General features: G+C 61.3%; 8 protein-coding genes. All 8 read right to left on the reverse strand.

Going from position 1 to position 12248, the window contains the following annotated elements:
- Positions 1–1359, reverse strand: a complete 1359-nt coding sequence (locus AYM40_RS33805) for a sigma-54 interaction domain-containing protein (protein ID WP_063500290.1) — start codon at positions 1357–1359, stop codon at positions 1–3.
- Complete coding sequence (locus AYM40_RS33810) at positions 1356–4412, reverse strand: peptidase domain-containing ABC transporter (RefSeq protein WP_063500291.1); 3057 nt, start codon at positions 4410–4412, stop codon at positions 1356–1358. The genes AYM40_RS33805 and AYM40_RS33810 overlap by 4 nt, the downstream gene beginning before the upstream one ends.
- 92 nt (positions 4413–4504) lie before the next feature.
- Entirely contained in the window at positions 4505–5257 is a 753-nt protein-coding gene (locus AYM40_RS33815) for a peptidylprolyl isomerase (RefSeq protein ID WP_063500292.1), read from the reverse strand.
- Positions 5258–5294: 37 nt separating this feature from the next.
- On the reverse strand, positions 5295–6668 hold the full coding sequence (locus tag AYM40_RS33820) for an HlyD family efflux transporter periplasmic adaptor subunit (protein WP_063500293.1): 1374 nt from the start codon (positions 6666–6668) through the stop codon (positions 5295–5297).
- The gene (locus tag AYM40_RS33825) at positions 6646–9264 is read right to left on the reverse strand and encodes an FHA domain-containing protein (protein ID WP_063500294.1); all 2619 of its coding nucleotides are present in this window, start codon (positions 9262–9264) and stop codon (positions 6646–6648) included. Before AYM40_RS33825 ends, AYM40_RS33820 begins: the two co-directional genes overlap by 23 nt.
- A 228-nt stretch (positions 9265–9492) precedes the next feature.
- Positions 9493–10905: an efflux transporter outer membrane subunit gene (locus AYM40_RS33830; protein WP_063500883.1), complete on the reverse strand. Its 1413-nt coding sequence runs from the start codon at positions 10903–10905 to the stop codon at positions 9493–9495.
- Positions 10906–11224: 319 nt separating this feature from the next.
- On the reverse strand, positions 11225–11503 hold the full coding sequence (locus AYM40_RS33835; protein ID WP_063500295.1) for a hypothetical protein: 279 nt from the start codon (positions 11501–11503) through the stop codon (positions 11225–11227).
- A gap of 293 nt (positions 11504–11796) precedes the next feature.
- Positions 11797–12240, reverse strand: a complete 444-nt coding sequence (locus tag AYM40_RS33840; RefSeq protein WP_063500296.1) for a DUF4399 domain-containing protein — start codon at positions 12238–12240, stop codon at positions 11797–11799.
- Positions 12241–12248 lie beyond the last annotated feature (8 nt).

Raw genomic sequence — 12248 nt, forward strand, 5'->3', positions numbered from 1 at the left:
TCAGCTATCGCTGTCTTCCTCATCGTGCTCGTCAGCACCGTTTTTGCCCGTGGACGGCGCATTGCGGTTGCGAAAATCCTTTGAATGGAGGCCATGCTTCTTCAGGAGCATTTGCAGATGCGAGCGGTTCATATCGATGCGCCGGGCCAGTTCCGCGACGGTGCCGCTCACTTCGCGCAGGCCGCGTTCCAGGAAGGCTTTTTCCGCGTCGTCGCTCGCGGCGCGCTTCGCGTCGCTTAGCGACATCAGATTCGCCACGCTGATTGGCTCCTGTCCCGTCGCAATGGCTGCATTGGACAAAGCCGTGACCGAACCGGGCGCAGCCGGCCGCATGTCCAGCGGCAGATGATCGATATCCGCCATCTCCCCAGCCAGACACGACACGCGATACATCACGTTGCGCAATTCGCGGATATTGCCCGGATACGCATAGTTCAGCAGAAAGTCCCGCAGACGCGGCGTCAACCTCACAGGCCTGCGTTTTAGCGTGCCGGCAGCCTCATCGCCGAACCATGCAATCAGCAGCGGTATCTCGTCGCGCCGCTCGCGCAGCGGCGGCAACGTGACGTGAATCACGCTGAGACGGTAGAACAGATCCTCGCGGAACTTGCCCTCTTCGCTGAGTTGCCGCAGATTGCGATTGGTCGCCGCGACGATGCGCGTATCGACGGCAATCGTTTCGTCGGAGCCCACTCGCTGAATCTCGTGCGCTTCCAGCACGCGCAGCAGCTTCACCTGACCGGCCAGCGGCAACTCGCCGATTTCGTCGAGAAAGATCGTGCCGGTATGCGCGCTTTCGAATTTGCCCTTGCGGTCATTCGAGGCCCCCGTGAACGCACCCTTGCGATGACCGAACAATTCCGACTCCAGCAGATTGTCCGGAATCGCGCCGCAATTCACGGAGATAAATGGCTTATCCGGGCGCGAACCATTCGCGTGAATCACCTTCGCCATGAGCTCCTTGCCGGTGCCGCTCTCGCCGTCGATCAACACCGGCAAATCGGTCGGCGCCGCTTTCTCGGCGATTTCGAGCGATTCAAGAAGACGTGGATTGTCGCCGAATGTCCCTTCGAAAATAAAACTGCGCTCGATCAATGCCTTTCTACGCGCGCCCCGCGATTGATCGGCAGGGGCGGCGGATTCCGCAGCCGTTGCGGCCTGTACGAAGCGCTCCTTGTGCGAGAGCTGCATGACCTCGTCGCGTAGCGAGGTGGCTTGCCGAAGCAGCTTGTCGATGTCGGCGCGCTCGAGCCGGGACGACCAGCGCAGCGTCGAGCGCAGAATCTCGATGCGCTCGATCAGGCCCGCGTACGAAATCGCCGGGCTCGCCTCCTCTACCTGGTCGAGTATCTTCATCACGCACTCAATTGTTTCTGCACCAGCTGGTAGTACATGCCGCCGCGCTGGATCAGTTCATCGTGACGGCCCTGTTCGACGATCGCCCCTTCATACAGCACCAGAATCTTGTCGGCACGCATGATAGTGCTGAGCCGATGCGCAATGATCACCGCCGTTCGGCCCTTCAGAATATCGTGCATGTTGCCGAGGATATTGCTTTCCGATTGCGAGTCCAGCGCCGAGGTTGCTTCGTCGAATACCAGCAGACGCGGATCGTGATACAGCGCCCGCGCGATGCACAGCCGCTGGATCTGCCCGCCGGATAAGCCAATGCCGCGTTCGCCGACAATCTGCTCGTAGCCGAGCGGCATCTTGCTGATGAACGCATGCGCGTCGGCCATCTTCGCGACTTCCTCGATGCGGCGCCGTTCGGGTGCGTCGTCGCCGCTTGCAATGTTCTCGGCAATCGTGCCGGAAAACAGCAGATTGCTCTGCATCACATAGCCGATCTGCGCGCGGTAATAGGCCTTATCGACCACGCCGAGATCGTAGCCGTCGATCGTCATCTTGCCCTCGGTCGGCGCGTAGAAACCGACCAGCAGTTTGGCAAGCGTCGTCTTGCCGGAACCGCTGCGGCCCACAATCGCCACCAGTTCGCCGGGCTTGATGTCGAAGCTGATATTTTCCAGCACATACGCCGAATCGTTCTCGCCGTAACGGAAATAGACCCCGTTGAGGCTGATTTCGCCTTGCAGTTCAGGCAGCATCACGCGCGACGGCAAATCCTGCGGCTTCTGTTCCGGCTCGATATCGAGCACGTCGCCGAGGCGCTCCATCGCCACGCCCGCGTCGTTCAACATGCTCCATAAGCCGACCAGTCCCATCAGCGGCCCCAGCACGCTGCCCATGAACGCATTGAACGCGATCAGCTGACCGATGGTCATTTCGCGCGCCAACACCAGATTCGCGCCGACCCACAAAATGGCGATCGTGGTCGCCGCGTTCAGCAACTGGCTGCCAAGCCCAACGAGAATACTGAAGGCATGCGCCCGGTATTGGACTTCGAGCGCCTTCGCGTATTTCTTCTCCCAGCGCAACCGTACCGGCCGTTCGATGCCCATGCCCTTGATGGTCTCCACACCGGCGAGCGCTTCCATCAGAAATGACTTCGATTCGGTCGAGGCCGTGAACACCTCACGCGCATAGTTCTTGATCTTCGGGGTGGCGAGGGCGGTCAGCGCCATGATCGGTATCACGAACGCGATCAGCACCAGCGTCATCTTCACGTTGTAGACGAACATGATCGTGAAATAGATGAACACCATCAGCAGATTCAACGCGGTGGTCACCGTGGATTCGGTGAGGAAGGCGCGGATCGTCTGGTTCTCCTGGAAGCGCGCGAAGATGTCACCAGTTTTGCGTTTGGCGAAAAACGAAAACGGTAGCGACATGGTGTGCTTGAAAAACTGCGACATCATCGCGAAGTCCATGTTGCGCACCATGAAATTCGCCAGATATGCGCGAATCGACGACATCAATTGCGAAAATACATTGGCAATGATCAGGCCACCGATCAGCAGATGCAGCAGGCTGACGTTCTGATGCACGATCACGCCGTCGAGAATGTTCTGGATAATCAGCGGCGGAATCACGCCAAGCACCTGAATCACAAAGGTGGCGAGGAACAGGTGGCCGAGAATTTTCTTGTACGGCCTCAGATAGCCGACAAAGCGTATCCACGGCGAACGCGCGGCCGACATCTGCAAGAGATGCGGTCCACCGGTAAAGAGCAAACACGTGCCGCTCCAGCCGCGCTCGAAATCCTCAACCGTCATTTTCCTGAAGCCGAGTGCCGGGTCGGCGACCCACACGTATTCCTTCGACAGCCCGTACACCACCACGTAGTGATATCCCTCCCAATGCACGATGAAGGGCAGATCGAAGCCGCGCAACGAATCGAATGTGCATTGCACGCCGCGCGCGGTGAAGCCGAGCGATTCGCCCGCGCGCGCGAGACTGTCGAGCGTCGCGCCTTGCGTCGTCACGTTGGCAAGTTCGCGCAGCTTGCCGAGCGTCATCGGAATGTTGTAGTGGCGGCAAACCATGGCGAGACACGCGGCGCCGCAATCCATTTCTTCGGCCTGTTCGACCAGCGCAAAGCGCTTGATGACCTTTTCGCCGAACTCGGGTTTGGTCTGTAGATCGAGCATCAGCGGCAACTTGCGCCGCTGTTCGAGGCGCTTTTGCCGTTGCAACTCTCGGTCGCCGTAGCGAATCCGCTCATCCAGGACTTCGCGCAGCTTCGGATTGCGCTCCAGAATGAAATGGACGGTGCGCTCGGGGATCACCAGCAGCCGCGTATCGGTCGTCGCCACCACCGACGCCATTTGCTCCTGCCGCATCAAACACGCCTTTTCGCCGAAGATTTCGCCTTCGCCTAGCGTCGCGAGCGTGTAGTCCTGGCCTTCCTCATGGCGGACAATGCGCACTTCGCCCTGCCGCACCACGTAGAGCCGCCGGTCGTCGCGCCCGTCCTGCTTGAGGATTTCCTTGCCGGCGGCCACCCTTTTTACGCCAACGCTGCGCACATACTCTTCGAGTTCCGCCTTGTTGAGCTTGCCGCGCAGATCGAACAACTGCGCGACGAAACCGCCAGCCGAGCTGATCGCCACGTAGCTCGCGATAAAGGCCAACGCGGCCTGATTACCGGCGAGCACCGGTTCGATCGCGGCGCGGGGAATGAACAGCAACTCGGTTTTCGCCGACGCCCGCACCGACGCCTCGTGCACATACGCGCGCAACATCGCAATGTCGGCGAAAATCTCGCCGGTTTTGCGCACGCCCATGCTGGTTTCCTTGCCGTGTTCCTCGGTGAAGATGCGCACCGAGCCCGAGCGAACCACGTAAAGACCGTCAGCCGTCTCGCCCGTCGAGCACACCGTTTCGCCGAACGAATAGAAGCGTGCCTGCGCGTATTCGGCAAGACGCTCGATCTCGTCGCGCGAAAACGGCGAGAGGATTTCCACCGAGGTGAGAAACTCGGCAGCGGAGGGCGCGGTCTGGGGTGCATCCATGTGCTTGCGGACCTCGATTCGGCTTTGCGTTGCGTTGCTTTACTTCGCGTTTCGATGTTGCGTTGCGGCGCGAAGCGATGCGAAATGCGCGGCTAGCGCGCTTCGATCACATGTTCCTGCGCGCGCGCAATCAGCCAGCTCTCGCGCAGCAGACGTCTGACTTCGGCGGCCACATCGGCATCGAGCGTCGCCGGATATTTCGCCGTCACGGCGAAAATCTCGAAGCACGAGCGATCCGCCGACGGAAACGGCCCGAGCAGATCGCCCACCGCCGCATTGAAAATCTTCGCTTCAATGTCCGGCTTCAGCGATCCGCGCAGCACCTTGCCGATCACGCCACCCGCCTCACGCGTATCCGCGATCGAATGCTCGCGCGCCATGTCGGCGAAACTGTCGGGATCGTCGTGCAGGTACGAGATCATTTCCTTCGCCTTGCCCTCGCTGTCGAGCACGATATGGCTCACCTCGATTGCGTCGAACTTCGGCGAATTGAGTGCGAAGTAATCCTTGATCGCCACCTCGTTACCGACCACGTCGAGCATCTTTTCCTGATACAGCCCGTCGGTTATGAAGGTCTCGAACTCGTCGAGACTCACGCCGAGCGCATCGAGGTACTGATTCATATCCGTCGCGCGATGCAAGCCGCGCACGCGGCGGAACTGATCGGCGCGCTGCTGGATTTCGTCCGCGGTGACGGCGACGCCCTGCTTTTTCGCCGCATGCACGGTGAGCTTGTCGCGCACGATCTGCTCGATCAGGCTGTCGAACTGGCCAGTCAATTTCAGAAGACGAATGAACTCGGAAACGTCCACGACTTCGTCATCGATTCGCACTATCGCGGTCATGTCATCGGCTCCTTTCATTGACGTGTAATCGGCGCGCTCAACCCGCCACCTGCCTGAACGGATCGAGACCCAGATCGATCAGGCGCCGTTCGCGCACCACAATCTCCGCACTCGCCGTCATGCCATAGCGCAGCGGATAGCGGGTGTCGGCGATCTGGTAGTAGTTCTTCTCGAGCGTCACGCGGCCTTCGTACACCGGCTGCTTGTCCTGCAGGGACGGCTTGGTGGCCGGTGAAATATAGGCCAGCGTGCCGTTGATCAGCCCATAGCGCTGATACGGGAACGCGTTGAATTTCAGCTTCACCGGCTGCCCCTCGTGCAGAAAAGCACGATCGTGTTCGGCGATTTCGATCTTCAGCACCGGCTTCGCATCTTTCGGCGCAATGCCGCCGAGCGGCGCGTTCGCCTGAATCTTGTCGCCCCGCTGCGTGGAGGTCACGTCGGTGATGACGCCGGAAACCGGCGCGAGGATCAGCAGAAAATTGTCTTTGTCGATGTTCTCGAAGCGGATCCGCGCAGCGGCTTCAGCCACGAGGCGCGCGCTCTGGAGTTGCAGGCGCACCTTGTCTTCCGCGTCGGTGATGTCGCGGACTGCCGAGTCGTACTGGAGTTGCAGGTCGGTAGTCTGCTGCCCGCTGGTTTCGAGTTGCGCATTGGCCTGCGCGTATTCGTGGCTCAGGCGGAAATCCAGCTCCGCGAGTTTCGATTGCGCGACACGGTAGGCGTTATCCGCTTCCAATGCAGCGGTTCGTTTCTGCTCCACCTGCAACTCGGCGATACCGCCGCCACCGGGCTGTGCGAAGAGCTGCGAGTAGCGGTCCAACTCCTGATGCGCCGCCTCACGCGTGCGGCGCGCGTTGTCGAGCACGCTGCGCGCTTCGTCGAGTTCGGCCTTTTGGCCTTCGGCGAGCTTGGTCGTGCCCTCGGAGATGCGATTTTCGTGTTGGTGGGCTTCCACTTCCATCTGGGCCTTCAGCGCGGCCGCCTTGCGCTCCATCAGCGCCTTCTTCTCGGGGAACTGCTTCCAGTCGCGCTCGGCATCTTCGAGTTTGAGTTGCGCCTGCAGGGCGTTGCTCGCCGCCTCGATCGCGCCGCGCGCATTCAGCCGCGCCAGCACGTCACCCTTCGATACCGGCTGCCCCTCGGCGATGTACAGATCGGCCAGTTCGCCGTCGATCGGTGCATAGATGCGGCGCACCTCCGATTCCGGCGAGAGCGTGCCTTGCGCACTGACGATCACATCCGCGCGCCCCACGAACGACCACAGCAAGCCGGCCACCACCAGCGCGACCATCGCCCAGATCAGCGCGCGAGCGAGCCGCACCGGCTCCGCGGTCAGAATCGCGATGCCTTCGACGCTGTGGTCCTCCAGCGCCTCCGACAACGGTCTAGGGTGACTGTCGCGTTTCACTCTGCTCGCCTCCGATCAACGCCAGCTTCGCCTTCAACAGCCCAGGGTCCAGCACCATGCGCAGCTCGGTCAGCGAGCGGCGCTGCAAATCCGCTTCGGCTTCGATATCCGCTAGCAGGCGGTCGAAGTCGGCGGGATGATCCGCCTTCAGCTGCGTATAGATGCGCATACCCTGTTGCGCGGCGGACTGCGCATCGGAAAGCAGACGCGCCTCGCTGCGAAAGCCGGGCGAAATCCCCGCTTCCAGCCGTTGCGTGCCGCCGATCGGACCGCTCGCCCGATACTGCTTCCAGAGGCTCTGCGCGCGCAGCAGCAGGTCTTGCGCACGCGCCAGCGCTTTGTCGTGCAAAGCGGCGACGTCTTTCTGGATCGATTGCACGAACCACGCGTCCGCCGTCGGATCGAGACTGGCGTAGAACGACAACAAGCGTTGGTCGTAATCCTTGCCGCCGCGCGTCTTCTGCAAGTCGGCGAACTGGTCGAGCAGCGCTTTCTTATGCGCCAGTTCCGCTGCGATCACATCGGACCACGGCCCGGCAGGCATGGCCTGCAAGTCGCTCAGCGCCTGCTGGGTGTCGCCGCGCAGCCACGCCGCGCTCGCCGCGTCATGGCGCTGGATGACGTCCGGCGACGGCAGGCGGCTCGCGGCCAATTGCTGAAACTGCGCCTGAAATGGCGGGGTGCTGAAATGCACCGTTTTCAGCAAGGCAAGCAGCGGGGTCAATTGCCGGCTGAGCGCGGCGTTCAGGACGTCGGCGTAGTGGCGCAGATCTTCCCGTACACGATCGAGGCCGGCGAGACGCGGATAACGCTGCGCGTAATCGTCGAGGACGGCAGGCAGCGTGTCGGGCTTGTCGCGCGCCAGTTCGGTGCGAATGGTGCCGTTCAGGCGGTCGATGGCGGCGAGGTACACCGAGTCGTCGCTTTCCAGTTTACGCAGATGGCTCAGCGCCTGCGCGTATGGCTCCGCAAAAACGGGCACATACGAGGCGATGCGATCGAGCGCGCGCTGATGACTTCTCGCGTCGTCGTCCCAGCGTTGCAGCAGGCCGTTGATGGTGGCCTCGTCGGCATACATGCGGATCGGCGCGTCCACCCCGCCGCGCCCCACCACGAAACGCTCCAGGTCGCCTACCCATTGCAATTCGCCGACCAGAGAGGCGGCGTCCACATTATTCGCACTCAACGATCTCATCTCCTTGAGCAGCGCGTCGGCCTGGTCGAACTGCGCCTTTTGCAGCGCGTTAAGCCAGCCGGGGAGTTTCGCCTTCAGCAGCGCTTCGCTCGCCAATGCGCTGACTTTGGTGTCGCCGGGATGGCTCGCCAGGTAGCCGTTTGCCGCGGCCACCGCGCTGGTGTAATCGCCGCTCGCCAGCATATTTCTCAAGTCGCGCTCCGATGAGCCGCGCATGTATAGCGCCAGCGCGATGGCCACCAGAACGGCGAAGACCGCGCCACTCCACCACGCGGCGCGACGCCCCATAGCGTGATCGCCGCCCGCAAAGGCCTTGCTGAGTTCGCCCGCGAGCAGACGCCAACGCTGCGGCCGGCCCTTCGCTGCGTTCGTTCCATGTGAGCCGTTCGAGCCTTGCTTGCCGTACGTCCCATTTGCGCCATGCGCGCCGTTTGTCCTATTCGTTCCGCTCGTGCCGTTCGCACCGCCGGTCAGCGTGTCGCGCTTCGCGTGCGCATACGCGGCCTGCGCCGCCTCGTTGACTTCGTCTTCGCGTTGTAGTCCTGGGTCGACGCAAAAGATATCGAGGAACGAATGCGCGGCGCCAACAAACGTGGTCTTGTCGGTATCGGCAGCTTCGTCGGCAGCGGGATTGAGGAATAGCTGGGTCACGGTCGGCTCGACTTCAGGGGGTTTTTGCAGTGTCACCCTGTAGACGAAGTGGTCGCCGCCAAATGCAAGGAGGTCCCCCTCCACGAGCGGCAGTGCGGTTTCGTCGAGCCGCTTTCCACCGACGAATGTACCGTTGGTGCTACCGAGATCTTCGATGTAGAGGTCGCCACCCTTCAGAAAGATATGCGCGTGGCGCCGCGAAATGTAGTTGACCTGATGCGGATAGCGGTCCTTGTAGCGCGCGAAGACTTCGTCCGCCTTGCTGATGAGAAACGGGAACGCCTGCACGTCGATCGGCTGAAGCCCGAGATCGTCGCGCTGCGGCTCCAGCAGCAGGCCGGGTGCGGGTGCCGCACTCGCGGCGGCGACGATCCGCGCGCGCGGCTCGATACTCACCCGATAACAGAGCTCACCACCGAAGCACAGTTCGTCGCCGGCACGCACCCGCGACGGAGCTTGCCGCACCGCAACGCCGTTGAGTGTCGTGCCGTTCTTGCTGCCGAGATCGGCGACATAGATAGCGCCGTGCTCCGTGAAAATCCGCGCATGGCGGCGTGACAGGCGGGTTATCCGCTCGGCGGGGTAGTCGGTGAACGGCACCTCGCTGCGGCCGATCGCGAACAGGCTGTCGACGATCCGGATCGCACCGAGCGCGGGACGCTGCGCGGACAAAACCGGCGACAGCACCACCTCGAAGGTGGCGTCCAGGGTCGCGCGCATCTCAGCAATCGGAGCTTCGCCAGCAGTCATTTTATCTGGATCACTAATCGTTTACCCGCTGCGACGAGATCGCAACGGGAACGGAAAAAAGAACTACGGCGAATGGCGGGTGTTCTAGCGAGCCGCGCACAACCCGGCTTCTTACAAATTTTAAGTCACGCATGGCAAGTGTCAATTTTCAGATCGTCGGCTGTAAGGGCCATTCATGCGTCATCTGCAGCCGAAATACGCCACGCACGCGCCACGTCCCGGATTAGCTCAGTGTTCCTTTACTTCCGCTTGCACATCCACATTCGGCCAACCACCGCCCAGTGCCTTATAAAGCAAAACCGTGTCGGACAGAATCAGTTGATGATTGGCGAGCAGTTCCTGCTGCGCTTCCAGCAAGGTCCGTTCGGTTTCGAAGACTTCCAGCTGCGACACCACGCCGAGGCGCAATTGCGATTGGATCTGATCGGCAACGATCTGCAGACGCGATACCTCCTGCTGCAATTCCACCCGCTGCGCCTTGTGCGAGTTCAGATTGACCAGCGCGTTTTCCACCTCCTCGAACGCGCCCATGACGGCTACACGGTACTGTTGCTCGGCTACCGTCGATTGCGCTTGCGTGACCTTCACATGGGCCCGCACGCCGGGATCGAGCAACGGAATGTTGATACTGGGCATGAATCCATAGGTGAACGACTTCAGCAAATCGGTCAGCGCGAAGCTCGCGGTGCCGCCATGGCCGGTGAGATTGATGGTAGGTAGTTGCGCGAGCTTGGCCTGGCCAACCAGGTTGTAGGCTTCCAGCACTCTGAACTCGGCGGCCACCACGTCGGGGCGCCGCGCGAGGAGTTGCGCGGGCAAGCCGTCCGGCACCACGGGCAATTGCACGCGCTGCTGCAAATGCCCTTTCGGCAACTGGAACTCGCCTGCCGGCACGCCGAGCAGCGTGCATAGGGCGTTGTTCGCGAGATCGCGCGAGCGGCGCAGTTCGAGCAACTGATTGGTCAGGCGGTTGATCTCGGCCTGCTGGCGCAGCACCTGCGTTTGCGGTATGAGGCCGTTGCGGCGCTGGCCGTCGTAGATAGTGAGAATCTGCCGGTTTGTGACGAGCGTTTGTTGCTGCTGCTCGATCTGGTCGTCGAATTGCAGGATCTGGAAATAGGTACTCGAGACGTTCGCCACCAGTTCCAGATAGCCGGCGCGCCAATCTGCTTCGCTGGCGTGGAATTCGGCCTTTTGCGCCTGCACGCCCTTCTCCACTTTGCCCCAGATATCGATGTCCCAGCTCACCTGGGTTGCGACGTTGTACTGCTTGGAAAACGTCTGGCCGGTACTCTTTTCGAAATCGGCGCCGCCGCCGAGATCCATGGTCGGCAACGCGCCTGCTTTGGCCTCGCCGATCTGCGTGCTGGCCACGTCGATGCGCGCGGCCAGCACCTTGATATCGAAGTTGCCTGCGATTGCTTTAGCGACCAGTGTGTCCAGATACGGATCGTGGAAGCCTTTCCACCAATCCGGCTCGATGGTCGCGGCCGCCGAAACCGGCGAGCCTTTCTGATCCGACCACGACGCCTTGGCGGGTGTATCGGGCCGCTTGTAGTCGGGCATGCTGACGTCGACGCACGCGCACAGCGACAGCGCGCAGGCCGTTGCGGCGCAGAGTCCGCGCAACGCCGCGGACATGCGGCTCGCACGCGCCGGCCGACGGTCCGTACAGCACCGCGCCGAGGCGTAGAAAAAGCGCTGACGGACCATTGAATCAAGCAACGCGGACACGATTTTCTCCGATGACACCGGCTACGCCGCACGAGACGAGCGCGCTGTTTAAGTAAAGCATGTCCTGCCCGGCTTCACCATCGAAGCGGTACAGGAAGGTCGGCGCGGGGATCGAACGGTGAGGCTGGGGTCGTGTGGAAAGAACGATTGGATGCGAAATCTTTTCGACGCGCTGAGATTGCACGTCCCGCGGAGGCCTGAGAGCCTCCGCGGCGGCCTGCGCCGTTCAATACACGTTGATGTTGTTGCTCGAGCTCACATGCGGGTCGATCGTGGTGGTGACGCCGGTGACGAACGCTGCGTTGTTGCCGTTGGCGTTCTGGATGTTCATTTCGTTGCTGATCAACTGCGTGGCGGTGACAGTCTTGCTATTGTTCGGCGCATACACGGGCGTGAAGTTGAAAAACGACGACGACGGATAGCCGTAGCCGCCACGTACGGCGCTCATGGCCTTGCTGTCGAGTTGTGCGGTGAGGGACAGGTCTTTGATCATCAGCGTGTTCATGGTAAATCTCCTGGAGGGGTAACAGCACATTCTTGCGGTTGGGTTCGAGCATCTTGTCTGCTCGAGTGTCACTAATGCATGGGCTGTGCCAGTTTTGCTTTCCGCTCCTAAGAAACTTTCCAGATGGCCGTGGATAAAGGACTTCGGGGATGGTGTGCCGGTGGATGCAGCGTGATGGCTACCAGGCGGGAGAGTGGAGCTGGTGGATCGCAACCAACAATGCGCGTGACGGTGTTGGTTGCGACGTGACACTGAAGCGGGAAAGCCGCGTTGTGTTGCTATCCCACACGCTGTTAGCGCGCAATCACGGTGATCTTCTTCGAGTACACCGGCGGGTTGTGCGGCATATGCATGTCGTCGCCCATCAGCAATTGCAGCGTGTGCTTGCCGGGAGGCAGTTGAATCATTGTCTCCGTTTCGCCCGCGCCGAAATGCAGGTGGTTGCGATCATTGGGAATTTCCTGGTCCATCGGCGGCAGGTCGGTATCGATCAGCAGATGGTGGTGCCCCGTGTTCGGATACTTGACGCCTTTCGGCGCCACACCCATATAGCGCAAGCCGAACCACACGCGGAAAGGCTTATTGGCCGGCACCACCTGCCCGTCGTTCGGATAGCCGATATAGACGTGCGCGCCGGCCGGCGACGGTGTCGTGCCGGCCATGGCGAGATTCGGCGAGGCCAGTGACGTCAATGTCGCAAGTGCCACGAGCGCCGCGAGCGCGATGATCTTGTACATGTTGGTCT

Origin of the sequence: Paraburkholderia phytofirmans OLGA172, assembly GCF_001634365.1 — a bacterium.
Lineage (GTDB): Bacteria > Pseudomonadota > Gammaproteobacteria > Burkholderiales > Burkholderiaceae > Paraburkholderia.